This is a genomic window from Neisseria chenwenguii, from assembly GCF_002216145.1.
Taxonomy (GTDB): Bacteria; Pseudomonadota; Gammaproteobacteria; order Burkholderiales; family Neisseriaceae; genus Neisseria; species Neisseria chenwenguii.
In genome coordinates, this window is record NZ_CP022278.1 from 1,026,457 (window position 1) to 1,051,973 (window position 25,517).

General features: G+C 52.5%; 23 protein-coding genes and 4 tRNA genes. 7 read left to right on the forward strand and 20 right to left on the reverse strand.

Going from position 1 to position 25,517, the window contains the following annotated elements; genetic code table 11:
• Window positions 1-110: 110 nt before the first annotated feature.
• From BG910_RS05070 to asd, 3 genes are all read left to right on the forward strand, one after another.
• Window positions 111-773 carry a C40 family peptidase gene (locus BG910_RS05070; protein WP_089035906.1) on the forward strand — a complete coding sequence of 221 codons (663 nt, stop codon included), beginning with the start codon at window positions 111-113 and terminating at the stop codon, window positions 771-773.
• A 13-nt stretch (window positions 774-786) separates the two neighbouring features.
• A complete protein-coding gene (locus BG910_RS05075) occupies window positions 787-1,005 on the forward strand; it encodes a hypothetical protein (protein WP_089035907.1) in 219 nt (72 codons plus the stop codon).
• Window positions 1,006-1,447: 442 nt separating this feature from the next.
• The gene (asd, locus tag BG910_RS05080) at window positions 1,448-2,560 is read left to right on the forward strand and encodes an aspartate-semialdehyde dehydrogenase (protein WP_089035908.1); all 1,113 of its coding nucleotides are present in this window, start codon (window positions 1,448-1,450) and stop codon (window positions 2,558-2,560) included.
• A 407-nt stretch (window positions 2,561-2,967) separates the two neighbouring features.
• On the opposite strand, the gene BG910_RS05085 is transcribed toward asd, so the two are convergent.
• The 5 genes from BG910_RS05085 to nadD all read right to left on the reverse strand — a co-directional run bounded on the left by BG910_RS05085 (window position 2,968) and on the right by nadD (window position 5,829).
• Window positions 2,968-3,381: a ClpXP protease specificity-enhancing factor gene (locus BG910_RS05085; protein ID WP_089035909.1), complete on the reverse strand. Its 414-nt coding sequence runs from the start codon at window positions 3,379-3,381 to the stop codon at window positions 2,968-2,970.
• Window positions 3,382-3,400: 19 nt separating this feature from the next.
• Entirely contained in the window at window positions 3,401-4,006 is a 606-nt protein-coding gene (locus BG910_RS05090) for a glutathione S-transferase N-terminal domain-containing protein (protein WP_089035910.1), read from the reverse strand.
• A gap of 175 nt (window positions 4,007-4,181) precedes the next feature.
• Window positions 4,182-4,652 carry a 23S rRNA (pseudouridine(1915)-N(3))-methyltransferase RlmH gene (gene rlmH, locus BG910_RS05095; protein ID WP_089035911.1) on the reverse strand — a complete coding sequence of 157 codons (471 nt, stop codon included), beginning with the start codon at window positions 4,650-4,652 and terminating at the stop codon, window positions 4,182-4,184.
• Window positions 4,653-4,762: 110 nt separating this feature from the next.
• A complete protein-coding gene (rsfS, locus tag BG910_RS05100) occupies window positions 4,763-5,149 on the reverse strand; it encodes a ribosome silencing factor (RefSeq protein ID WP_089037148.1) in 387 nt (128 codons plus the stop codon).
• A gap of 62 nt (window positions 5,150-5,211) precedes the next feature.
• Window positions 5,212-5,829, reverse strand: a complete 618-nt coding sequence (gene nadD / locus BG910_RS05105) for a nicotinate-nucleotide adenylyltransferase (RefSeq protein WP_089035912.1) — start codon at window positions 5,827-5,829, stop codon at window positions 5,212-5,214.
• A 436-nt stretch (window positions 5,830-6,265) separates the two neighbouring features.
• On the opposite strand from nadD, the gene BG910_RS05110 reads away from it, so the two are divergent.
• Window positions 6,266-7,156, forward strand: coding sequence for an NUDIX hydrolase (locus BG910_RS05110; protein ID WP_089035913.1), 891 nt, complete (start codon window positions 6,266-6,268; stop codon window positions 7,154-7,156).
• 147 nt (window positions 7,157-7,303) lie between these two features.
• On the opposite strand, the gene rpoC is transcribed toward BG910_RS05110, so the two are convergent.
• The 15 genes from rpoC to rsmD all read right to left on the reverse strand — a co-directional run bounded on the left by rpoC (window position 7,304) and on the right by rsmD (window position 21,920).
• On the reverse strand, window positions 7,304-11,476 hold the full coding sequence (rpoC, locus tag BG910_RS05115; RefSeq protein WP_089035914.1) for a DNA-directed RNA polymerase subunit beta': 4,173 nt from the start codon (window positions 11,474-11,476) through the stop codon (window positions 7,304-7,306).
• Between the two features lie 110 nt (window positions 11,477-11,586).
• Window positions 11,587-15,765, reverse strand: a complete 4,179-nt coding sequence (rpoB, locus tag BG910_RS05120) for a DNA-directed RNA polymerase subunit beta (protein ID WP_089035915.1) — start codon at window positions 15,763-15,765, stop codon at window positions 11,587-11,589.
• Window positions 15,766-15,976: 211 nt separating this feature from the next.
• Complete coding sequence (rplL, locus tag BG910_RS05125; RefSeq protein WP_089035916.1) at window positions 15,977-16,348, reverse strand: 50S ribosomal protein L7/L12; 372 nt, start codon at window positions 16,346-16,348, stop codon at window positions 15,977-15,979.
• Between the two features lie 57 nt (window positions 16,349-16,405).
• Window positions 16,406-16,906: a 50S ribosomal protein L10 gene (gene rplJ, locus BG910_RS05130; protein ID WP_089035917.1), complete on the reverse strand. Its 501-nt coding sequence runs from the start codon at window positions 16,904-16,906 to the stop codon at window positions 16,406-16,408.
• Window positions 16,907-17,147: 241 nt separating this feature from the next.
• Window positions 17,148-17,843: a 50S ribosomal protein L1 gene (gene rplA, locus BG910_RS05135; RefSeq protein WP_089035918.1), complete on the reverse strand. Its 696-nt coding sequence runs from the start codon at window positions 17,841-17,843 to the stop codon at window positions 17,148-17,150.
• Window positions 17,843-18,274 (reverse strand): 50S ribosomal protein L11, encoded by a 432-nt coding sequence (gene rplK / locus BG910_RS05140; protein ID WP_089035919.1) that lies wholly within the window; start codon window positions 18,272-18,274, stop codon window positions 17,843-17,845. Before rplK ends, rplA begins: the two co-directional genes overlap by 1 nt.
• 105 nt (window positions 18,275-18,379) lie before the next feature.
• Complete coding sequence (nusG, locus tag BG910_RS05145; RefSeq protein ID WP_089035920.1) at window positions 18,380-18,913, reverse strand: transcription termination/antitermination protein NusG; 534 nt, start codon at window positions 18,911-18,913, stop codon at window positions 18,380-18,382.
• A 2-nt stretch (window positions 18,914-18,915) separates the two neighbouring features.
• Window positions 18,916-19,170, reverse strand: a complete 255-nt coding sequence (secE, locus tag BG910_RS05150) for a preprotein translocase subunit SecE (RefSeq protein ID WP_232462241.1) — start codon at window positions 19,168-19,170, stop codon at window positions 18,916-18,918.
• 118 nt (window positions 19,171-19,288) lie between these two features.
• Window positions 19,289-19,364: transfer RNA gene (locus tag BG910_RS05155), tRNA-Trp, on the reverse strand.
• A gap of 7 nt (window positions 19,365-19,371) precedes the next feature.
• The gene (tuf, locus tag BG910_RS05160; RefSeq protein WP_089035815.1) at window positions 19,372-20,556 is read right to left on the reverse strand and encodes an elongation factor Tu; all 1,185 of its coding nucleotides are present in this window, start codon (window positions 20,554-20,556) and stop codon (window positions 19,372-19,374) included.
• 51 nt (window positions 20,557-20,607) lie between these two features.
• Window positions 20,608-20,682, reverse strand: a tRNA-Thr gene (locus tag BG910_RS05165).
• An 8-nt stretch (window positions 20,683-20,690) separates the two neighbouring features.
• Window positions 20,691-20,764: transfer RNA gene (locus BG910_RS05170), tRNA-Gly, on the reverse strand.
• Window positions 20,765-20,792: 28 nt separating this feature from the next.
• Window positions 20,793-20,876 (reverse strand) — tRNA-Tyr (locus BG910_RS05175).
• Between the two features lie 97 nt (window positions 20,877-20,973).
• Window positions 20,974-21,225, reverse strand: coding sequence for a YfhL family 4Fe-4S dicluster ferredoxin (locus tag BG910_RS05180; RefSeq protein WP_089035922.1), 252 nt, complete (start codon window positions 21,223-21,225; stop codon window positions 20,974-20,976).
• A gap of 122 nt (window positions 21,226-21,347) precedes the next feature.
• Window positions 21,348-21,920, reverse strand: coding sequence for a 16S rRNA (guanine(966)-N(2))-methyltransferase RsmD (rsmD, locus tag BG910_RS05185; RefSeq protein ID WP_089035923.1), 573 nt, complete (start codon window positions 21,918-21,920; stop codon window positions 21,348-21,350).
• 626 nt (window positions 21,921-22,546) lie between these two features.
• Between rsmD and fmt the strand changes: the two genes are divergently transcribed.
• The 3 genes from fmt (at window position 22,547) to BG910_RS05200 (ending at window position 25,515) form a co-directional block, all read left to right on the forward strand.
• Entirely contained in the window at window positions 22,547-23,476 is a 930-nt protein-coding gene (gene fmt / locus BG910_RS05190; RefSeq protein ID WP_089035924.1) for a methionyl-tRNA formyltransferase, read from the forward strand.
• Window positions 23,477-23,696: 220 nt separating this feature from the next.
• Entirely contained in the window at window positions 23,697-24,956 is a 1,260-nt protein-coding gene (rsmB, locus tag BG910_RS05195; protein ID WP_089035925.1) for a 16S rRNA (cytosine(967)-C(5))-methyltransferase RsmB, read from the forward strand.
• The gene (locus tag BG910_RS05200) at window positions 24,922-25,515 is read left to right on the forward strand and encodes a DUF4390 domain-containing protein (RefSeq protein WP_089035926.1); all 594 of its coding nucleotides are present in this window, start codon (window positions 24,922-24,924) and stop codon (window positions 25,513-25,515) included. The genes rsmB and BG910_RS05200 overlap by 35 nt, the downstream gene beginning before the upstream one ends.
• The last annotated feature ends 2 nt before the right edge of the window (window positions 25,516-25,517 follow it).

Consider the following 25,517-nt stretch of genomic DNA (forward strand, 5'->3'; position numbering starts at 1 on the left):
CTTTCAAACCGCGCCGCCGCTCCAAGCCGTCCGGCTTCGGAAGTTCAAAGCAGAATAACATAAATAGCAGACGGCTTGCAGGCCGTCTGAAAACGGAAGCAAAAACAACAATGAAATGTTTCAAACAACTGACCGCAGCGTGGGCAGCCGCCTTTCTGCTGCTGACCGCCGGCGCAAACGCCCGCGCCGATGACTTGGAAACACTGGTCACGACACGCCAGCAGATTCTGAACCAGTTCGGCAGCAACAGCAGCCCTGCCGCGCGTACCGTCGTACCGAGTGCCCCTGCTGCGCCTGCAATTTCCCGACCGACCGCGCCCGCCGCCAGCTACATTCCCACCAACTCCGCACAAGGCGCGCGCGCAGCCGGCAGCACCAACGACCTCATCCGCAGCGCCATGGGTTTGCTCGGCATCGCCTACCGCTACGGCGGTACCTCCGTGCGTACCGGCTTCGACTGCAGCGGCTTCATGCAGCACATCTTCCGCCGCAGCCTCGGTGTCAACCTGCCGCGCACCTCTGCCCAGCAGGCAAAAATGGGCTACCACATCAACCGCAGCGAGCTTCAGGCCGGCGACATGGTTTTCTTCCGCACCCGCGGGCGCGGCCGCATTTCCCACGTCGGCCTCTACATCGGCAACAACCGCTTCATCCACGCCCCGCGTACCGGCAAGCGCATCGAAATCACCAGCCTCGGCAACCGTTATTGGAATGCAAAATACGCATTTGCCCGCCGCGTGAAACGCAACGACCCGTCGCGCTATCTGAACTAGGCGGAGCCGCACGATGCCAATGCCCGAAATGCCGAAATGGTACGGCGACGACGGTCAGATTGTTTCCTGCACCGAAAAAGTCAAAGTCATGACCGAAAACATGACCGAACTCTACCAGCTCGCCCAAGACGCCTTCGAAGACGCCCTCCTCATGGGCTGCGGCGAAGCGCAATTGCGCGAATACCTGAAAACGCTGGTCGAAGGTGTGGAAAACCCTTACTGCAAGCGTTAAATATTCTTTGCATTAAAAACAGGCCGTCTGAAAAAATGTTGGAAAACGGCTTTTCAGACGGCCTGAAGTTTTTTAAGAATCAAAACCGTTGCAAGAAACAATACTGCCGGCCAAAGGCTGAGACCGTTGCAAAAATCAAATAAGGCCGTCTGAAACTCCGACTGCGCTCAGCTCAAGAACTTTCACGGACGTTATTCCCGAGCAGCCGGGAATGACGGCGGTTAAGAGGTTAACCGTTTCAGACGGCCTTTAGGCGGACGTTTCTGATTTTTGCAAAAGTCTCATGCCGTCTGCCCCCCGCCACCCAAACTTTCAGACGGCCTCCCCGCCCGCCCAAACACTGTAACCCCAAAAAAAACTTTACATTTTCCCCATACGGCGTTAAAACACTTTTTTCATTTTCATCTTAATTTTGTCAACAATTTCCCCCAGGAGCACAACAATGAAAGTAGGTTTCGTCGGCTGGCGCGGCATGGTCGGTTCGGTATTGATGCAGCGTATGCAGGAAGAAAACGATTTCGTCCATATCCCCGAAGCGTATTTCTTCACAACCTCCAACGCAGGCGGCGCGGCGCCCGATTTCGGTCAGGCCGCCAAAACCCTGCTGGACGCCTCCGACATCGTCGAGTTGTCCAAAATGGACATCATCGTCACCTGTCAGGGCGGCGACTACACCAAATCCGTGTTCCAACCCCTGCGCGATTCCGGCTGGAACGGCTACTGGATTGACGCCGCCTCCTCGCTGCGCATGGCCGACGATGCGATTATCGTGCTCGACCCCGTCAACCGCAACGTCATCGACAGCGGCCTGAAAAACGGCGTGAAAAACTACATCGGCGGCAACTGTACCGTTTCATTGATGCTGATGGCTTTGGGCGGCCTGTTCCAAAACGACTTGGTCGAATGGGCAACCAGCATGACCTACCAAGCCGCATCCGGTGCAGGTGCGAAAAATATGCGCGAACTCATCAGCGGCATGGGCGCGATTCACGCGCAAGTCGCCGGCGAACTGGCTGATCCCGCCAGCGCGATTCTCGACATTGACCGCAAAGTTTCCGATTTCCTGCGCAGCGACGGCTACCCCAAAGCCAACTTCGGCGTACCGCTCGCTGGCAGCCTGATTCCGTGGATCGACGTGGATTTGGGCAACGGCCAGTCTAAAGAAGAATGGAAAGGCGGCGTCGAAACCAACAAAATCCTCGGCCGCAGCAACCCTGTCGTCATCGACGGCCTGTGCGTCCGCATCGGCTCCATGCGCTGCCACAGCCAGGCGCTGACACTGAAACTGAAAAAAGACCTGCCCGTCTCCGAAATCAAAGCCATTCTGGCAGGCGCGAACGACTGGGTAAAAGTCGTTCCCAACGAAAAAGAAGCCAGCATCCACGACCTGACGCCCGCCGCCGTTACCGGCACGCTGACCGTTCCCGTCGGCCGCATCCGCAAGCTGGGCATGGGCGGCGAATACATCAGCGCGTTCACCGTCGGTGACCAACTCCTCTGGGGCGCCGCCGAACCGCTGCGCCGCGTTTTACGCATCATCTTGGGCAGCCTGTAAAGCGGCGGTTTGGGAAACAGAAAAAGCAACGGTTTGGGCCGTTGCTTTTTTTACGGACTTTTTGAATGCCGACGAAAATCTTTCGGAAAAATTTTCAGACGGCCTGAGACTTTGCAAAAATAAGAAACGTCTGCCTAAAGGCCGTCTGAAACGGTTAATTACTCAACCGGCGTCATTCCCGAGCAGGCGGGAATCCACGGTCAAAACAGGCAATATCTTGTTTTAAAATTAAATTCCCGAAAATTAAACATGGATTTCCGCCTGCTCGGGAATGACATCCGTAAAAGTGCTTGCACTGAGCGTAGTCAAAGTATCAGACGGCCTTTTTGATTTTGCAACGGTCTTTACCCAAAACCGGTGTTGAAAACGAAAAGCCGTCTGAATTATATTTCAGACGGCTTTTCGATTTATTTCACCAGTTTCAAACCTTTTTTCGGCTTCGCAGCTTCGGCAGGTTTATCCGCTGCGGCCTGCGGTTTGTCTGCTTGCGTGTCCGTATTTTCAGGCTGATAAGGTTCGACTTCAAAACCCATGCCCTCGCCGCTTTCGCGCCCGAAAATGCTGATAACGTGGCCGACGGGAATCCAAATATCGTGGGCAACGCCGCTGAAACGGGCGGAAAAATGTACCCATTCGTCGTCTATGCTCAGGTTGTGGCTGGCGGTTTGGCCGATGTTCAACACAATTTCGTTGTCGCGCACATATTGCGCGGGCACACGGGTGTGTTCGTTGACCCAAACGACGATATGCGGCGTTTGGTTGTTGTCCAAACACCATTCGTAAAGGGCACGGAGCAGATAGGGCTTGGTACTGGCGGTCATCGGTTTTCCTTTCGGCGGTTTAGCGGCGCATGGCTTTTTCGGCCGGCGTCAGGGCTTCGATGAAGGCTTCGCGCTGGAAAATACGTTCGGCGTATTTCAAAATCGGCGCGGCGGATTTGCCCAGCTTGATGTCGTAGTGGTCCAAACGCCACAGCAGCGGCGACAGGGCAACGTCGATCATGGAGAAATCGTCGCCCAAGATATATTTGTTTTTGGTGAACGCGGGGGCGAGCATGGTCAGGCCGTTGGCGATGGCTTCGCGGGCTTTGGACTGCTCTTTGTTGGTTGCGGCGGGGTTTTCCATAATCTGCACCAGGCTGAACAGCTCTTTTTCCATGCGGTGCAACACCAAACGGCCGCGCCCGCGCATAACGGGATCACCCGGCATCAGCTGCGGGTGGGGGAAACGTTCGTCGATGTATTCGTTGATGATGTTGGATTCGTAGAGAATCAAATCGCGCTCAACCAAAACCGGCACTTGGTTGTAGGGGTTCATCACCGCCAAATCTTCGGGTTTGTTGAAAACGTCGATATCTTTGATTTCAAAGTCCATACCTTTTTCAAACAAGACAAAACGGCAGCGTTGGCTGAACGGGCAGGTAATGCCCGAATATAAAGTCATCATGTTATTTTGCTCCTTTGATGCCGTCTGAAAAACGCTTACCGGACACTATCGGGTTTTCAGACGGCCTATATAAAAACTCAATTGTGAAATTATATCCGATTGCGTACTTTTAATCCACAAAATCAGTGCAACATGTTGTTTATAAATATCATTTCCAGAGGTTTGCCCAATTCCCCTACTCCCGATGATACGGATGATTATGCAGAATCGACACGGCGCGGTAGAGCTGTTCGGTCAGGAGCACGCGCACCATGCCGTGCGGCAGGGTCAGGCTGGAGAGACGCAGCATCAGGTGGGCTTTCTGCTTGAGCGCGTCGGTCATGCCGTCGGCACCACCGATGACGAAGCAGACGTGTTCGCCGTTTTGCTGCCATTGTTGCAGGTGGGCAGCCAACTCGACCGATGTCGGGGCTTTGCCGCGTTCGTCGAGCACGACCAGAAACGCGCCCTGCGGAACGGCTTCGAAGATGCGTTTTTCCTCTGCCGCCATACCCTGCGCGGCATTGACGCCGGCGCCGCGTTTTTCGGGTTTGATTTCTTTGAGGGTGTAGGCGACGTCGCGCCCGAAGCGTTTGGCGTATTCGGCGACGGCTTCGTCGACCCAGCGCGGCATTTTGGTGCCGACGGCCAATACGGTGATGTTCATGTAGGTTCCCGGCGGAAAGGCCGTCTGAAAGTTTCAGACGGCCTGATATTTGCAAAAAATTGAATCAGTCCTGCAAAGGCTTGAACGGCATTTGCGGGATTGTCGGATCTTCAATCCGCCGCGTGCCACGGCTTGGCGGCGCCGGCGTGGAAGCCGGGTTTTTCGCCGCCCCAGAGGGTGTCGATGTCGTAAAAATCGCGCACGGCAGGGAGCATGACGTGGACGACCAAGTCGCCGGCATCGACCAGCGTCCATTCGCCGCTGTCGCCTTCAGTGCCCAAAATTTCAAAACCGGCTTCTTTCAAATCGACGGCGACGTTGTTTGCCAGCGCTTTGACTTGGCGGGTGGAATCGCCGCTGGCGATGACCATGCGGGCAAACAGCGAGGTTTTGTCTTGGGTTTCCAATACGGAAATGTCTTTGGCTTTGATGTCTTCAAGCGCGTTGACGGCGACTTCGACCATTTTTTGCAGGTCGCTGAGTTCTTGTTCGTTCATAATGTTTCCAATTGTTTTTTCAGGCGGCATTATAGCTTATCAGGCTGAATTTAAGGTAGTTTTCAGACGGCCTGGCGGTAAAGCCCGTGGTTGCGGATGTAGCGTTCGACCGCCTGCGGAACGAGGCCGTCTGAAAGGCTGCCGTTGCGGATTTGCCTGCGGATTTGGGTGGAGCTGATGTCGATCTGCGGGGTTTGCAGGATTTTGACGCTGCCGTTTTGCAGGGCTTCGCCGAGCCAGCCGTGCAGCTCGCGCGGCGCTTGGCTGAGACTGCCGCCTTCGCGCATGGCGACGGCGATATTGGTTTGGCGCACGAGCGTCTGCCATTTTTTCCAAGTGTGCAGCTTCATCAGACTGTCGCTGCCCAGCAGCCACCAAAGCTGCGCCTGCGGAAATTGCTGGCGGAAAATCTGAACGGTATCAAAGGTATAAGTCGCACCTTCGCGCACCATATCGCAATCGCTGAGGGCAAAACGCGGCTCGTCGGCGGTGGCCAGCTCGGTCATGGCAAAACGGTGGCGTGCGGGGGTTCGGGTGGATTGCGTTTTGTGGTAGGGGTCGCCTGCGGGCAGGAAAACGACGGCGTCGAGGCCGGTTTCGTCGGCAAAGGCGCGGGCGATGTGGAGGTGTCCGTTGTGGGGCGGGTCGAACGTGCCGCCGAAAAGTCCGATATTGTTCATGGTGCGCTGCTCGGGAAAATTTGGGAATTTTTCAGACGGTATGGGATTGAAGCCGTCTGAAACAGTTTCATTATAGCGTTTTCCGCATGCGGCGGGCTTGCTTTGGGGGAGATTCGTTGCGGGGTTTTGCGGCGGGGTTCAGGCCGTCTGAAAGATTGAGCAAGCCGTAGGTACGGTTAGCCGCCGCAAGCGGCGTAACCGTGCAAACCCGTGCAAACCGTTCTTTTTTTCAGACGGCATCAACAGGTTTTCCCAAAATCGCGGTGTACGGTTACGCCGCTTGCTGCGGCTAACCGTACCTAGCCAGTCCTCCCAAACCCATGTTGCATCATTCAAACAGCCGCGTATCGCAAAAAAAGACGCTTTGTAGTCTTGCGGTTACAAACTGAATTAAAGGCGTTACAATCACAAAGTTAATTTGCAAACAGGCAACGATATGTCCGAACGCCCCCATTTTTCCCAGCCGCTCGACGACGGCATACACGACAGCCTGTGGCAGTGGGCGCAGGAAACCTACGGCCTCAAAGGCGTTTGGCAGCCGCTTTGGCTCAACGGCCTGCCTCTAGGCCGTCTGAACGACAAATGGCGCGATTTGCTGTTGCGCGGCTGGCCCGATTTTCTGCGCGAAAATTCAGACGGCCTGCATTTAGACGGCAAAAACTGGCGCGAGCTGGGCGAAAACCTGCAACAAACCGCCGCCGGCTGGCGCGACAGCGGCCTGCTGCCCGGCTGGCGCAACGAACTGTTCGACGTGTACAGCGCCGACGGCCAATCGCTTTTCCCGCTGGAACGCTCGGCCTTCCGCCCGCTCGGACTGATGAGCCACGCTGTCCACCTCAACGGCCTCGTCCACAGAGACGGCGAATGGAAGTTTTGGATCGGCCGCCGCAGCCCCGATAAAGCCGTCGCCCCCAACCGCTTGGACAATATGGTCGGCGGCGGCATCGCCAGCGGGGAAACCTCGACCAATGCGGTTTTGCGCGAGAGCGAGGAAGAAGCGGGCTTAAACGCCGCCCTGCTCGGCGGGATGGGCCTGCAAAACAAAATCCGCAGCCTGCGTCCCGTTTCGCGCGGCCTGCACAATGAAGTTCTGCACATTTTCGATGTCGTCCTGCCCGCAACCGTGCGCCCGAAAAACCGCGACGGCGAAGTGGCGGAATTTATGCTGATGGGCGTGGACGAACTTTTGGCGGCGATGCAGAACTGCGAAATGATGCACGACGCGCAACTGGTGACGCTCGACGCGTTCCTGCGCTACGGCCTGCTCGACCCTGACCACGATTTGTCGAAATGGCTGCGGCGGATACGGTTTGAGGAAGAGGCGTAAAACAAATGTTGAGGAAACGTTGAGGCCATCTGAAAAATGCTTGGTAACGTTTTTCAGACGGCCTCTTGCTGTAATTCAAATCACCCAATCCGCCAAGCCAAAATAAAACCGCCGCAACTTCTGTTGCAGCGGTTTTTGCATCAGCCTTTATTCGGCTGCATTTTCCTGTGCGGCAGATTCGGCGCCGTCCTGCTCGTTCTGATGGCGGCTGCGGTGGTAGGTCAGACCTGTACCGGCAGGAATCAGACGGCCGACGATGACGTTTTCTTTCAGACCGCGCAGTTCGTCCTGTTTGCCCATAATCGCGGCTTCGGTCAGCACGCGGGTGGTTTCTTGGAACGATGCGGCGGAAATGAAGCTGTCGGTCGAAAGCGAGGCTTTGGTAATGCCCAAGAGGACGTTTTCGAAACGTGCCGGCTCTTTGCCTTCGGCAAGTGCTTTTTCGTTGGCCTGCATGACGTCGCTGCGCTCGACCTGCTCGCCGGTAATGAAGCCGGTTTCGCCAGAGTCGGCAATGTTCACGCGGCGCAGCATCTGACGGATGATGACTTCGATGTGTTTGTCGGAAATCTTCACACCTTGCAGGCGGTAAACCTCCTGCACTTCTTGGACGATGTAGCGTGCCAGCGCTTCGATGCCTTGCAGGCGCAGGATGTCGTGCGGATCGACGGCGCCGTCAACGATGGTTTCGCCGCGGTTTACGACTTGACCGTCGTGGACAAGAATCTGTTTCTCTTTGGAAATCAGGGTTTCGTAAGCCACGCCATCGGCATCGGTGATGATCAGGCGCTGTTTGCCTTTGGTTTCTTTACCGAAGGAAACGGTACCGGTGATTTCGGCCAGCATGCCGGCATCTTTGGGTACGCGGGCTTCAAACAGTTCGGCTACGCGCGGCAGACCGCCGGTAATGTCGCGGGTTTTGGAAGAAGCCTGCGGGATACGCGCCAATACGTCGCCTTTGCCGACTTCCTGACCTTCGCGCACGGTAATCACGGCGCCGACGGGGAAGGCCATGGAAACGGGCGTTGTGGTGCCGGGAATGCAGATTTCCAAGCCGTTTTCGTCAAGAAGTTTGACGGTCGGGCGCAGCAGTTTGGATGCGGACGCGGTGCGGCGTTTGCCGTCGATGACCACGAGGGTAGACAGGCCGGTTACGTCGTCGGTTTGCTTGGCAACGGTGACGCCCTCTTCGACGTTCTCGAATTTCACCAAACCGGCGTGTTCGGTAATCATCGGGCGGGTATGCGGATCCCAAGTGGCCAGGGTTTGGCCGGCTTTGACCGCTGCGCCGTCCTGAATCAGCAGGATCGCGCCGTAAGGTACTTTGTGGCGTTCGCGTTCGCGGCCGATGTCGTCGTGAATCACGACTTCGCAAGAACGGCCGATGACGACCAGCTCGCCTTTGTTGTTGGCAACATAGCGCATCTGGCTGCTGAAACGGGCAGTACCGTTGGATTTGGCTTCCACTTGGCTGGCGGCGGCGGCACGCGATGCGGCACCACCGATGTGGAAGGTACGCATGGTCAGCTGGGTACCCGGTTCGCCGATGGACTGGGCGGCAATCACGCCGACGGCTTCGCCTGTGTTGACCAGTTTACCGCGCGCCAAGTCGCGGCCGTAACAGTGGGCGCATAGGCCGTGGCGGGTTTTACAGGTAATCGGAGTGCGGACTTTGACTTCGTCAACGCCGGATTGGTCAATCAGATCAACCAGTTGCTCGTTCAGCAGAGTACCGGCTTCCACCAGCGTCTCGCCACCGGACGGGTCAACCACGTCGGCTGCGGTAACACGGCCCAAGATACGGTCACGCAGCGGCTCGATCACATCGCCGCCCTGTACCACGGCTTTCATGACGAAGCCGTCTGAAGTGCCGCAGTCGTCTTCGACCACAACCAAGTCTTGGGTAACATCCACCAGACGGCGGGTCAGGTAACCGGAGTTGGCGGTTTTCAGGGCGGTATCGGCCAGACCCTTACGGGCACCGTGGGTTGCAATAAAGTATTGCAATACAGTCAAGCCTTCACGGAAGTTTGAGGTAATCGGGGTTTCGATAATCGAGCCGTCCGGTTTGGCCATCAGACCGCGCATACCGGAGAGCTGTTTGATCTGCGCCGCCGAACCACGCGCACCGGAGTCGGCCATCATGTAGATGGAGTTGAACGACTCTTGCTCGACTTCGTTGCCGTCGCGGTCAATAACTTTTTGTTTGGACAGATTATCCATCATCGCTTTGGCGATGCGGTCGCCGGCACGGCCCCAAATATCCACGACTTTGTTGTAGCGTTCGCCGTTGGTCACCAGGCCCTGACGGTATTGGTCTTCGATTTCTTTCACTTCGGCGTTGGCTTCGGCCAGCAATGTGGCTTTCTCTTTCGGGATTTCCATGTCATCCACCGCAATCGAGATACCGCCTTTGGCTGCAAAACCGAAACCGGTGTACATCAGGTGGTCGGCGAAAATCACGGTATCGCGCAGGCCGCAGAGGCGGAACGATGCGTTGATCAGTCGGGAAATTTCTTTTTTCTTCAAGGCTTTGTTGACGTATTCAAACGGCAGGCCTTTGGGCAGAATTTCAGACAGCAGCGCACGGCCGACGGTCGTTTCGTAACGGTTGACCACAGGCTCGAATTCGCCGGCTTCGTTTTTTACCCATTCACGCAGGCGCACGGTGATTTTGGTACCCAGCTCGACCTGTTTGGTGTGGTAGGCGCGGTGTACTTCTTTCACGTCGGCAAACAGGCTGCCTTCGCCTTTCGCATTGATGCGGTCGCGGGTCATATAATAGAGACCCAAGACAATGTCTTGAGAAGGTACGATAATCGGCTCGCCGTTGGCGGGCGACAGCACGTTGTTTGATGCCAACATCAACGTGCGCGCTTCCATTTGCGCTTCCAGACTCAACGGAACGTGAACGGCCATTTGGTCACCGTCGAAGTCGGCGTTGAACGCGGCACAAACCAGCGGGTGAAGCTGGATGGCTTTGCCTTCGATCAGAATCGGTTCGAACGCCTGAATACCCAAGCGGTGCAACGTCGGCGCACGGTTGAGCATGATCGGGTGTTCGCGGATGACTTCTTCCAAGATGTCCCATACTTCGGGTACTTCCTGCTCGACCAGCTTTTTTGCAGCTTTGACGGTAGAGGCCAAACCCTGTTTTTCCAGCTTGTGGAAAATAAACGGTTTGAACAGCTCCAGCGCCATTTTTTTCGGCAGACCGCATTGGTGCAGGCGCAGGTAAGGGCCGACGGTAATTACGGAACGGCCTGAGTAATCCACACGTTTACCCAAGAGGTTTTGACGGAAACGGCCGCCTTTACCTTTAATCATGTCGGCCAGCGATTTCAGCGGACGCTTATTGGCGCCGGTCATGGCTTTGCCGCGGCGACCGTTGTCCAGCAGGGAATCTACGGCTTCCTGAAGCATACGTTTTTCGTTGCGCACGATAATGTCGGGCGCGTGCAGCTCGAGCAGGCGTTTCAGACGGTTGTTACGGTTGATGACGCGGCGGTACAGGTCGTTCAAATCGGAAGTCGCAAAACGGCCGCCGTCCAGCGGTACCAGCGGACGCAAATCGGGCGGAAGAACAGGCAGGACGTCCATAATCATCCATTCCAGCTTCATGCCGCTGCGGTGAAATGCTTCCAAAACTTTCAAGCGTTTGGCGATTTTTTTGATTTTGGTATCGGAACCGGTGGATTCCAATTCCTGACGCAGGATTTCGATTTCGCCGGTAATGTCTAAGGTACGCAGCAGTTCGCGGATACCTTCGGCACCCATTTTGGCATCGAAATCGTCGCCGTATTCGTCCAATTTGTTGTAGTAATCGTCTTCGGTCAGCAATTGACGGCGTTGCAGCGGCGTCATGCCGGGGTCGGTGACAACGAAGGCTTCAAAATACAGCACGCGCTCGATGTCGCGCAGGGTCATGTCCAATACCATGCCCAGACGGGACGGCAGGGATTTCAAGAACCAGATGTGCGCAACAGGCGCGGCCAATTCGATATGCCCCATGCGTTCGCGGCGCACTTTGGACAAAGTAACTTCCACACCGCATTTTTCACAGGTTACGCCTTTGAATTTCAAGCGTTTGTATTTGCCGCACAAACATTCGTAATCTTTGACCGGGCCGAAAATTTTGGCACAAAACAGGCCGTCGCGCTCGGGCTTGAAGGTGCGGTAGTTGATGGTTTCGGGTTTCTTAACTTCGCCGTAAGACCATGAACGGATGGTTTCAGGAGAGGCAATACCGATTTTGATGGCATCAAACTCTTCTTCCATGCCTGCGGTTTGCAAGGGATTAAACAAGTTCAACAAATTCATTTCTGCTCCTTAAAGGAAGTATTTTTTACCGCTTGGCGGATAGTGGATTCAGTGGCTTTGACAGCGGTTTCAGACGGCCTGATATTTTGAGGCCGTCTGAAAACTTTTTATCAGTAGCGTTCCAAATCAATATCCAAGCCCAATGAGCGAATCTCTTTAACCAATACGTTGAAGGATTCCGGCATACCGGCGTCGATTTTGTGTTCGCCTTTGACGATATTTTCGTACATTTTGGTACGGCCTGTTACGTCGTCGGACTTCACGGTCAGCATCTCTTGCAGCGTGTAGGCGGCACCATAGGCTTCCAGCGCCCAGACCTCCATCTCACCGAAACGCTGGCCGCCGAACTGGGCTTTACCGCCCAACGGCTGCTGGGTAACGAGCGAGTACGGGCCGGTCGAACGGGCGTGCATTTTCTCGTCAACCAAGTGGTGCAGCTTGAGGTAGTGCATCACGCCGACTGTTACGCGGCGGTCGAATGCTTCGCCGGAACGTCCGTCGTACAGTGTAATTTGGGTTTTGCTGTCGTTAAAGCCGAGTTTTTCCACTTCAGGATCGTCGCCCGGATAAGCCAGGTTCAGCATTTCGCGGATTTCGGCTTCTTTCGCACCGTCAAATACCGGTGAGGCGAAAGACGCGCCTTTGCGCAGGTTGGATGCCAGTTCGATGATTTCGTCGTCGGTCAGGCTGTCCAAATCTTCCGGTTTGCCGCTGCTGTTGTAGAGTTTGTTCAGGAAGGCACGCAATTCGCTGACTTTGCGTTGCTCTTTCAGCATACGGTCGATGCGTTCGCCAATACCTTTTGCCGCCCAGCCCAAGTGAACTTCCAAAATCTGACCGATGTTCATACGCGACGGTACACCCAGCGGGTTCAGAACGATGTCGACAGGACGTCCGTCTGCCATGTAAGGCATATCTTCCACCGGCAGAATGCGCGATACCACGCCTTTGTTACCGTGGCGGCCGGCCATTTTGTCACCCGCTTGCAGACGGCGTTTGATGGCGATGAATACTTTCACCATTTTTTGTACGCCGGGTTGCAGCTCGTCGCCCTGAGTCAGTTTTTTCTTTTTGATTTCATACAGTTCGTCCGCTTCTTCGCGTTTTTGCTGCAGGCTCAATTTAATCAGCTCGAGCTGTTTGGCCAATTCTTCGTCGCTCAAACGGATGTCGAACCAGTCGTGTTTGCTCGGCAGACCGGCCAGATATTCGGCGGTGACTTCTTTGCCTTTTGCCAGCTTCATCGGGCCGCCATTGGCTTTTTGGCCGACAATCATGCGCTCGATACGGTCGAATGCGTCGTTGTCAAAAATACGCAGTTGGTCGCTCAAATCTTGGCGGTAGCGTTTCAATTCAGAATCGATAATCGACTGGGCACGTTTGTCGCGCTGGATGCCCTCACGGGTAAAGACTTGCACGTCGATAACAGTACCGCTCATGCCGGTCGGCATACGCAGCGAGGTGTCCTTCACGTCGGACGCTTTTTCGCCGAAAATAGCGCGCAGCAATTTTTCTTCCGGCGTCAGCTGGGTTTCGCCTTTAGGCGTTACTTTGCCCACCAGAACGTCACCGGCTTCGACTTCCGCACCGATATACACGATACCGGACTCGTCCAAACGGTTTTGCATACGCTCGGAAAGGTTCGGAATATCGCGGGTAATATCTTCCGCGCCCAGCTTGGTGTCGCGGGCAACCACGTTCAATTCTTCGATGTGGATAGAGGTGTAGCGATCGTCTGCGGCCACTTTCTCGGAAATCAGAATCGAGTCTTCGTAGTTGTAACCGTTCCACGGCATGAAGGCGATAGTCATATTCTGACCCAATGCCAGTTCGCCCAAATCGGTAGAGGCGCCGTCGGCTACCAAATCGCCGCGCTGCAGAACATCGCCTGCTTTGACTGCCGGACGTTGATTGATGTTGGTTGATTGGTTGGAGCGGGTGAATTTCACCAAGTTGTAAATATCGACACCCACTTCGCCCGCAGTTGCTTCATCATCGTGCACACGCACCACCACGCGGTTGGCATCGACATATTCCACCACACCGCCGCGGCGGGCCACGATGGCAGTTGCTGAGTCAACGGCTACCGAACGCTCGATACCGGTACCGACCATCGGTTTTTCAGGGCGCAGGCAAGGAACGGCCTGACGCTGCATGTTGGCACCCATCAATGCGCGGTTCGCGTCATCGTGTTCCAAGAACGGAATCAGCGAAGCGGCAACAGACACCACCTGACCGGTCGCCACGTCCATGTATTGAACGCGGTCGGGCGTCGCCATAATGGTTTCGCCTTTTTCGCGACAGGTGACCAACTCGTCAATCAGACGGCCTTCGTCATCCAACTCGGCATTCGCCTGCGCAATCACATAACGGCCTTCTTCAATGGCAGACAGATAGTCGATTTCATCAGTTACTTTACCGTCAACCACGCGGCGGTACGGCGTTTCCAAGAAGCCGTAATCATTGGTGCGCGCATAAACGGACAATGAGTTAATCAGGCCGATGTTCGGACCTTCAGGCGTTTCAATCGGACATACGCGGCCATAGTGGGTCGGGTGTACGTCGCGCACCTCAAAGCCGGCTCGCTCGCGGGTCAAACCGCCCGGGCCCAAAGCCGATACGCGGCGTTTGTGGGTTACTTCGGACAACGGGTTGGTCTGATCCATAAACTGGCTCAGCTGGCTTGAACCGAAAAACTCTTTAATCGCTGCCGAAACGGGCTTGGCGTTAATCAAATCGTGCGGCATCAGGTTTTCGGATTCCGCCTGATTGAGACGTTCTTTTACGGCACGTTCCACACGGGACAAACCGCTGCGGAATTGGTTTTCGGTCAACTCACCAACCGAACGCACGCGACGGTTACCCAAGTGGTCGATATCGTCCACTTCGCCGTGACCGTTACGCAGTTCCACCAAAGTTGCAATCGAAGCCACGATGTCTTCGATGCTCAATACATAGCCACCTTTTTCGGCCGCACCGGCAAAAGTTTCGTTCAGCAAGCGGCCGTACCAAGAGTTTTGCTGCACTTCCGTCAGTTTCTGCTCGTAGGTACGGGTATTGAATTTCATACGGCCTACACGTGACAAATCATAGCTGTCTTCATTGAAGAAGAGCCGGTTGAACAACATTTCCACCGCTTCTTCGGTAGGCGGTTCGCCCGGACGCATCATGCGGTAAATCGCCACGCGCGCAGCCTGTTGGTCAACAGTTTCATCGGTACGCAAGGTGCTGGAAATATAACCGCCCTGATCCAATTCATTGATGTACAAAGTAGAAAATTGCTCAACGCCGTGGATGTCGAGTTTCGCCAGCAATTCTTCGGTAATCTCGTCATTGGCAACAGCCAAAACTTCTCCGGTATCCGGCACGATCAAATCCGCAGCCAATACTTTGCCCAGCAGGCTTTCCGGATCAACATCCAACCGGGTCAAACCTGCGTTGGTAATATCACGGATATTTTTGGCAGTAATGCGTTTACCTTGTGCAACCAGCACATTGCCGTCTTTATCGACGATATCCGCTTTAGCTGTTTCACCTTTCAGACGGCCTGCAACCAAATCGGTTTGAACGCCGTCTTTCGACAGATAAAACGTCTCTTTATCGTAGAAAGTGTCTAAGATTTGTTCGTTGCTGTAGCCCAACGCTTTCAGCAGAATCGTGACCGGCATTTTGCGGCGGCGGTCGATACGGAAATACAGCAGGTCTTTCGGGTCAAACTCAAAATCCAGCCATGAGCCGCGATAAGGAATAATGCGCGCAGAAAACAGTAATTTACCGGAAGAATGGGTTTTACCGCGGTCATGCTCGAAGAATACACCGGGAGAGCGGTGCAACTGGGAAACAATCACGCGCTCGGTACCGTTAATCACGAACGAACCGCTGGGTGTCATCAGCGGAATTTCGCCCATATACACTTCGTTTTCACGAACCTCTTTAACCGTCGGCTTAGAGGATTCTTTATCCAAAATTACCAAACGGATACGGGCACGCAAAGGGGCTGCATAAGTAATTCCGCGCAACTGACACTCCGGAATATCAAACAGCGGCTCGCCTAAGGTGTAATGTACAAATTCCAAACGGGCATAACCGTTATGGCTGACAATCGGGAAAATCGAATTAAATGCCGCCTGCAAGCCATCGTCGGTGCGCTTGTCATAGGCATTTTCCAATTGCAGAAATTTCGAGTAAGAATCCAGCTGGGTTGCCAGCAGAAAAGGAACGTCCAATACATTCGCCCGTTTGGCAAAACTTTTACGGATACGTTTTTTCTCGGTAAACGAATAGTTCATATACACTACACTCCGAAAGGGTGATTTTGAGAGATGAGGCCGTCTGAAAACATCGATAACGGCTATTAGAATTTGCAAAAGATGATTTACATTTATTTAAACTTAAATGCCAATACAAGAGAAAATAAATGTAAATATTTAAATTTAAAGCAATACAAAAGCAAAATAAGGCTGGCAGAAAACTGCCAGCCTTAACCTGAAAATCAAAAAATTATTTGATTTCGACTTTAGCACCAGCCTCTTCCAATTGTTTTTGGATGTCTTCAGCTTCGGCTTTAGAAACACCTTCTTTAAGTGTTTTAGGTGCACCGTCAACGATGTCTTTAGCTTCTTTCAAACCCAGACCGGTAATGGCACGAACAACTTTAATCACGCCAACTTTTTGATCACCGGCAGAAGCCAATACTACGTCAAATTCAGTTTTCTCTTCTGCAGCAGCAGCGCCCGCACCAGCAGGACCGGCAACAGCAACGGCAGCAGCAGAAACACCGAATTTTTCTTCAAAAGCTTTAACCAGCTCGTTCAATTCCATAACGGTCAGTTGTTCAACTGCGTTCAAGATGTCTTCTTTAGTAATAGCCATGCTATTTAAACTCCAAGTATTGTATTAAAAATAAATTTTCAAATGAAACAAAATCGGTTAAGCGGCCTCTTCGCCTGCTTTTTTCTCTGCCAATGCAGCCAAACCGCGCGCAAAACCGGCCAAAGGAGCCTGCATAACGTACAACAGTTTGGACAACAGATCTTCACGGCTCGGAATGGAAGCCAACTCACCTACCTGAGCAGCATTCATTACTTCACCATTATAAGAACCGGCCTTAACAACGATTTTGTCATCTTTTTTCGCGAATTGATGCAGCACTTTCGCGGCAGCAACAGCATCTTCAGAAGCAGCATAGACCAATGGACCCACCATTTGATCTGCCAAACCTGCAAATGAAGTACCTTCTACTGCACGACGGGCCAAAGTATTTTTCAGAACGCGCAAATATACGCCTTCTTTACGTGCATTTGCACGCAACTCGGTCATGCTGGCAACACTGATACCGCGATACTCTGCAACCACGAGAGTTTGTGCGTTTGCAATCGCAGCACCAATCTCTTCAACGGCTACTTTCTTGGTTTCAATATTGAGACTCAAGGTCTACCTCCCACTGTTTTAAAACAGAATGCCATACAGCATTCCACCAGCGCGGTAACCTAAAAAGACATCTAAAACTACTTTGTCAATTTTTCAGGACTACCGTCTGCGTAGGGCCTCTCGGATTAAATCTTGCGATCCCTACGGTCTTGGACATCTACTTAATATTTTAAGTAGCCCAATTCACGTGGTTCACAAGAAAACACTCACGAGAACCACCTGAAAATTCCATTCAGCTCTGTTAGCTGTTCACACTCGAAGTGTCAACGCGGACACCCAAACCCATAGTGCTTGATACTGCAACTTTGCGCAGATACTGACCTTTAGACGCAGCAGGTTTTGCTTTTACGATAGCATCTAACAAAGCATCGAAATTTGCTTTCAAATCAGCTTCCACAAAAGAAGCGCGACCAATTGTTGCGTGAACGATACCTGCTTTGTCGGTACGATATTGAACCTGACCGGCCTTCGCATTTTTAACTGCCTCAGCAACATTAGGCGTAACTGTACCGACTTTCGGGTTCGGCATCAAACCACGCGGTCCAAGAATAGTACCCAGCTGGCCAACAATACGCATCGCATCAGGAGACGCAATCACAACATCAAAATTCAAATTACCTGCTTTGATGTCAGCAGCCAAATCTTCAAATCCGACTACATCAGCACCGGCTTCTTTAGCAGCATCGGCATTTGCACCTTGAGCAAAGACCGCAACACGAGTCGTTTTACCGGTACCTTTAGGCAGCACAACCGAACCGCGGATAACTTGATCAGATTTACGAGGATCCACGCCCAAATTAAATGAAACATCAACGGATTCATCAAATTTTGCAGTGGCAGCCTTTTTTACCAATGAAATTGCCTCATCGATTGCATACAACTTATTTGCTTCAACAGAAGAGCGCAAAGCTTTCAAGCGTTTAGATACTTTAGCCATTATACACCCTCCACATCCAAGCCCATAGAACGGGCAGAACCAGCAATCGTACGCACACGCGCATCCAAATCAGCACCTGTCAAATCAGGCTCTTTGGTGGTTGCAATTTCTTCCAATTGAGTGCGGGTAATTTTACCCACTTTATTTGTCAAAGGATTAGCACTGCCTTTTTGCAAACCAGCTGCTTTTTTCAAAAGAATAGAAGCAGGAGGCGTTTTCATCACAAAAGTGAATGACTTATCCGCAAATGCAGTAATAACAACCGGAATCGGCAAACCAGGCTCCATGCCTTGAGTTGCAGCATTAAATGCTTTACAAAATTCCATAATATTCAAACCACGCTGACCCAAAGCAGGGCCAACAGGAGGAGAAGGATTGGCTTTACCTGCAGGAATTTGCAGTTTGATGTAGCCGATAATTTTCTTTGCCACTTAAGGACTCCTAAATAAACGGGTATAACGCAGAAAATCTGCTCCCCAAAATAAAGAACTCTGTATTATAGAAGCTCTTCCTCTTACTTTCAAGCAATCAACAGCTTAAATTTTCTCAACCTGGCCAAAATCCAATTCAACAGGAGTCTCACGACCAAAAATCTGAACCAATACACGCAACTTGTTACGTTCATAATTTACTTCTTCAACAAGCCCGTTAAAATCAGCAAACGGTCCTTCATTCACGCGAACTTGCTGCCCAACCTCAAATTCAATTTTAGGCTTAGGTTTCTCAACACCGGTGCGCACTTGCTGCATAATCGCATCAGCTTCTCGTTGACTGATAGGCGCAGGACGGTTTGCTGTACCACCGATAAAACCGGAAACTCGAGGCGTACTCTTTACCAGATGCCAAGAATCATCCGACATTTCCATTTCTACCAGCACATATCCCGGATAAAACTTTCGCTCGCTGATTGTTTTCCGTCCATTCTTGATATCCACAACTTCTTCAACAGGAACCAAGATCTGCCCGAAATAGCTCTCCATGCCTTCACGAACGATGCGCTCTTTCAATGTTTTTTGCACATTCTTTTCAAAACCAGAATAAGCCTGCACAACATACCAGCGTTTTGACATTCTTACCCTCTCTTCAATAACACATCAAAAAACAGCCAAGAAATCGAACTATCCACTACATAAATGAATGCCGCCAATATCGCCACAAAAATAACGACAAAAATAGTCATTCTGACAGCATCAGCCCGTTCAGGCCAAACAACCTTTTTAAACTCAATCCATGAGTTGCGAAAATAGGAAAACAATCCCTCTCGCTTCAAATCAGGCCCCTCATGCTTAACCAAACCACCTGACTTTTTCACCTCATTTTCGGGCATTCGTCCAGCCATTCTATCACTCACTTATATTGCAAACAGAATGATTCAGATACAATCTTTGAAATCATTTTAAAAATACAAAAAAATTAACCGACCTAAGGCCGGTTAATTTTTTATTTGGCAGGCCAAGAGGGTCTCGAACCCCCAACCCTCGGTTTTGGAGACCGATACTCTACCAATTGAGCTATTGGCCTCTAAAACTTAAGCGATAACAGAAGATACAACACCGGCACCTACTGTACGGCCACCTTCGCGAATCGCAAAGCGCAGGCCTTCTTCCATTGCAATCGGGGCAATCAGTTCAACAGTAATGGCTACGTTTTCACCCGGCATTACCATTTCAACACCCTCTTCCAAAGTTACCGCACCGGTAACGTCGGTAGTACGGAAGTAGAATTGCGGACGGTAGTTGGCGAAGAACGGAGTATGACGACCACCCTCTTCTTTGCTCAATACGTACACTTCTGCTTTGAATTTAGTGTGCGGAGTGATGGTACCGGGTTTAGCCAATACCTGACCACGCTCAACTTCTTCACGTTTGGTACCGCGCAGCAATACGCCCACGTTATCACCTGCCTGACCTTCGTCCAGCAGTTTGCGGAACATCTCCACACCGGTACAAGTTGTTTTTTGAGTGTCTTTCAGACCAACGATTTCGATTTCATCGCCAACGTGAATGATACCGCGCTCTACACGACCGGTTACTACAGTACCGCGGCCTGAAATAGAGAACACGTCTTCAATCGGCAACAGGAACGGTTTGTCAACAGCGCGCTCCGGAGTCGGGATGTAGCTGTCCAATGCAGCAGCCAGTTCGAAGATTTTTTCTTCGTAAGCAGCATCACCTTCCAAAGCTTTCAATGCGGAACCTTGAACGATCGGGCAGTCATCACCCGGGAAGTCGTAGCTTGACAGCAGGTCGCGGATTTCCATCTCAACCAGCTCCAGCAGCTCTTCATCATCAACCATGTCGCATTTGTTCATAAACACGAGGATGTAAGGAACACCTACTTGGCGGGCCAGCAGGATGTGTTCACGGGTTTGCGGCATAGGACCGTCGGCAGCAGACACAACCAAAATTGCGCCGTCCATTTGTGCGGCCCCGGTAATCATGTTTTTAACGTAGTCGGCGTGACCCGGGCAGTCCACGTGGGCATAGTGGCGGGTTTCGGTTTCGTATTCTACGTGAGAGGTATTAATGGTAATACCGCGGGCTTTTTCTTCCGGCGCATTGTCAATTTGGTCGTAGGCTTTAGCCGCACCACCGAATTTTTTTGACAGAATAGTAGTCAATGCAGCAGTCAGCGTGGTTTTACCATGGTCAACGTGACCGATGGTGCCAACGTTTACGTGCGGTTTGCTACGTTCGAATTTTTCCTTAGCCATGGCAAGAATCCTTCTAAACTAAAAATTGGAAATTAATAGGAAAATGGAAGATGGTGCCCATGGGCAGATTTGAACTGCCGGCCTCTCCCTTACCAAGGGAGTGCTCTACCCCTGAGCTACATGGGCGAATTTTTTGGAGCGGGTGAAGGGAATCGAACCCTCACCGTAAGCTTGGAAGGCTTCTGCTCTACCATTGAGCTACACCCGCATACTTCGATGCTCCAAGTAAGAAATTTTGGTGGAGGGAGAAGGATTCGAACCTTCGAAGCTTACGCAACAGATTTACAGTCTGCCCCCTTTGACCGCTCGGGAATCCCTCCAAAAGAGAACGTCATTCTATTTGTATCTAAAATATCAGTCAAGAAATTTTTTTAATATTTTCTTAAAAACTGCTTATTGTTTGATTTTTAAACACACTTACTTAAACTGAATAATTTTCTCATACTTCGCCATCAACTGCTCGGGCGTTTCAGGATTTTCCTCGTCAATCAAAATACAATCGACAGGGCAGACCTGCTGGCATTGCGGCTCATCGTAGTGGCCGACACACTGCGTGCAGAGATTAGGATTAATCTCGTAAATTTCTTCGCCTTGAGAAATGGCGTCGTTCGGGCATTCCGGCTCGCAGACGTCGCAGTTGATGCACTCATCCGTAATAAAGAGCGACATTGTTTTTCCTTTTTGCTTAAAACATTCAAAACCGAATCGGCGCGGATTATATCACAAACAAATCGCCAATCCGTCTGTCTGCATGAATGTTTACACCGCAGAAATGATTCTTAAATTTTATACTATTCAGCAACTTGCGTATAAACAAACAGCTCAAACCTGCTTTTCCCCACCGCGCCCGAACGGTAGGGCTGCAACCATGCCGGCGTCTCGGGCAGCGCACCCGCTTCAATATAAACTGCCGCGCCATCCGCCAGCCGCGCTTGCAGATATTGGAACAGTTCAGCCCATTGCCACCATGCAAACGGCGGATCGAGAAACACAACATCAAATTGTTCCGTATGGTTTTTCAGATACAGAAGGCCGTCCGAACCCACGGTTTCTATCTGCGCCAAACCCAAATCCCGCACACCGTTACGCAGCGTTTGCAGCGTCGCGCGGTTGTTTTCGACCATCACAACACGTTGCGCGTGGCGCGAGGCGGCCTCAAAACCAAGCGCACCGCTACCGGAAAACAGATCCAAAACCTTCTGCCCCGTCAAATTCTGCCCCAGCCAGTTGAACAGTTTTTCGCGCACCATATCCGGCGTCGGCCGCAATCCTTCGGCATCGGCAAACGCGATTTTCCTGCCGCGATGAGTGCCGCCGATAATGCGGACTTGATTATTACGCTTGGTATTACTGTTTTTTCCCATATCGCTCACAACAAATGCCGTCTGAAACTTTCTCAGACGGCATTCCGATTTTCAGACGGCCTGATTATAGCATCCACCCGATTAAAATGATGCCCGCCACCCAATCACTTGCGCGGTATTTTCCACCCCGAAAATCCATATCGCTTAAAATATAAGCTTAAACGCATAAAGCGTTGTATTTTTGTCAAATTTTGAAAAATTTTCCATTTTCAGCTGCTCTTTATCCCTTGCGGTTTTGACCGTTTTCCAGCGCCGAAACCGCACCATAATTAGGCTGTTTGGCCGTCTGAATCTTTTGGACTACCTGATTTTTTTCTTTATAATCTAGTCCGACACTAATTATTTTCAGACGGCCTCGATAAAATCCGTTTCACCCAAACGCCATACTTCTAACTATTAAATATAGCTAACTATTAAATATAGTGAATTAAAATAAAAAAATACGAGGCGGCAAGGCGCAGACAGTACGGGCAGTACGGGACAGATGAACTTGGCGCTTCAGCGCCTTAGTGAATCGTCCTCTTTGAGCCAAGCCGCTGCCAACGAAGTAGATTTTTTATTTTAATTCACTATAGCAAACCAAACGGGCCGTCTGGGAAACCATCCGACCCACAGAAAGCCCCGACATGAAAGTTATTTTTGCCGGCACACCCGATTTTGCCGCCGCCGCACTCAAAGCCATGGCACTGGCGGGTTTTGAAATTCCGCTGGTACTGACCCAGCCCGACCGCCCGAAAGGACGCGGAATGCAACTTCAGGCATCGCCCGTCAAACAGGCCGCATTGGCACTCGGTTTACGCGTGGTGCAGCCGGAAAAACTGCGCAACAACGCCGAAGCCTTGCAGATGCTGAAAGACGCGCAAGCCGACGTGATGGTGGTTGCGGCTTACGGGCTGATTCTGCCGCAAGACGTTTTAGATGCGCCGAAACACGGCTGCCTCAATATTCACGCCTCGCTGCTACCGCGATGGCGCGGTGCCGCGCCGATTCAGCGCGCCATCGAAGCGGGCGATGCGGAAACCGGCGTCTGTATTATGCAGATGGACATCGGTTTGGACACGGGCAATGTAGTCAGCGAACACCGTTACGCCATCAAACCGACCGATACCGCCAACGAAGTGCATGACGCATTGATGAATTTGGGCGCACAAGCCGTTGTTGCCGATTTGCAACTTCTCGCGCGCGAAGGCCGTCTGAAATCTACGGTTCAGCCCGAAGACGGTGTAACCTATGCACAAAAATTGAGCAAAGAAGAAGCCAAAATCAACTGGAACGAACCCGCCGAAACGCTTGCGCGTAAAATCCGCGCATTCAATCCCGTGCCAGCCGCATGGACGGAATATCAGGGCAAACCGATGAAAATTTGGCGCGCCGAAGTCGTGAACCAATCGGGCATGGCGGGCGAAGTTTTGGCCTGCGGTTCAGACGGCCTGACCGTGGCCTGCGGCGAAAACGCGCTGAACATTACCGAGCTTCAGCCCGCCGGCAGCAAACGCATGACGGCAGCGGCTTTTGCGGCGGGTCATGCGCTGGAAAAAGGCATGTCGCTACTGTAAATATTTTCAGACGGCTGAGTGAGAAGTTCGCTAAGAGGCCGTCTGAAAAAACTGTTTTAAGCCGCGACAGGTTGAATTTTTCAGACGGTATTACAGTTTGCCCGTCTTTAAATTAAATATGCAAACCTTGTGCCAAACCGTTTAAGTTTTGAAACAGGCCGTCTGATGTGGCTGAACGCAGTTTCAGACGGCATCCCACCCCTATCAAGAAAGCCCGACCATGAGCATGGCGCTTGCCCAAAAACTTGCGGCACAGAGTATTGCTGCCGTTGCCGAAGGCCAAAACCTGCAAGACGTTTTGGCGCAGATTCGTGCGCGCCATCCGGAATTGAGCGCACAGGAAGGCGGTGCGCTGCAAGACATCGCTTACGGCTGCCAGCGTTATCTGGGCAGTTTGAAACATATGCTCGGGCAGCTTTTGAAAAAGCCGATCGACAATCCGCAGCTCGAAAGCCTGCTTCTGGCAGCCATTTACCAGCTTCATTACACGCGCAATGCGCCGCACGCGGTGGTCAACGAAGCGGTGGAACAGATTGCGAAAATCGGGCGCGGGCAATACCGCTCGTTTGCCAATGCGGTGTTGCGCCGTTTTCTGCGCGAGCGCGACAAGCTCGCGGCTTCGTGCAAAAAAGACGATGTGGCGAAACACAATCTGCCGCGTTGGTGGATTGCTTATCTGCAAAACCATTATCCGAAATACTGGCACAACATTGCGGCGGCGTTTCAGATCCATCCGCCGCTGACCCTGCGCGTCAACCGCCGCCGCGCGACGGCTGCGGAATATGTGGAAACGCTGGCGGCAGAAGGGATTGCGGCGAAGGCGTTGGACGATTATGCGGTGACGCTGGAAGAAGCCGTACCCGTTGCCCGCCTGCCCGGTTTTTCAGACGGCCTAGTGTCGGTACAGGATTTTGGTGCGCAACAAGCGGCCTATCTGCTCACACCGAAAGACGGCGAACGCATTTTAGATGCCTGCGCGGCGCCGGGTGGGAAAACCGGCCATCTGCTTGAATTGGCCGACTGCGACATAACGGCGCTGGACATTGATGAAACGCGGCTGGAACGCGTGCGCAGCAATCTTGAGCGTTTGGGTTTTCAGACGGCCTCGCTGCATTGCGCCGATGCGCGCGATTTGGCGAAATGGTATGACGGACGGCCGTTTGACGCGATATTGGCCGACGTGCCCTGCACCGCTTCTGGCGTAGCGCGGCGCAATCCCGACATCAAATGGCTGCGCCGCCCGACCGACGCGGTCAAAACCGCCCGCCAGCAAGAGTCGCTTTTGGACGCTTTATGGCAAACCCTGACAAAAAACGGCAGAATGCTGTTGGCAACCTGCTCGGTTTTTGTCGAAGAAAACGAACAGCAATTACAAAAATTTCTCAACCGCCACGCCGATGCAGAATTGGTCGGACAGCATATTCTCTTACCGAACAAATACCAAGATGGCTTTTATTACGCGCTTATTCAGAAGCTATAAACTTCTGCTGCTCCCGATTCTGCTTGCCGTGTCGTTCAACGCTGCGGCGGAAGGCATCGCCGCGACCCGTGCCAATGCGGCCATAACGGGCGCCGGACAGCTTTCCGTCAGCAGCCGTTTCAAAACCGACCTGCCCGAGCAGCTCAAACAGGCGCTGCGGCAGGGCGTGACGCTGAATTTCGTGTTGAACTGGCAGCTCTCCGAGCCGACCGTTGCCGCCTATAAAGCGCGCCTGTCTCAGCTTATCGGCGACGACGGCAGTATTCAGTACAAGCTCACGTTCCACCCGCTGACCAACCGCTACCGCGTGACCGTCGGCACGTTTTCCACTGAATACGACACGCTGGAAAACGCTCTACGCGCGGTGGGCGCGGTTGTGGGCTGGAGAGTGCTGGCCAAAGGCGATTTGAACGGTGTTTCGGCCAAAGACACCAAAGCCGAAATCCGCCTGCGCCTCTCTGCAGAAAAACTCCCGAAACCGTTCCAAATCAATTCGTTAAACTCTAAAAACTGGAATTTGGACTCAGGCTGGAAATCTCTTACGATTACTCAGGAATAAAC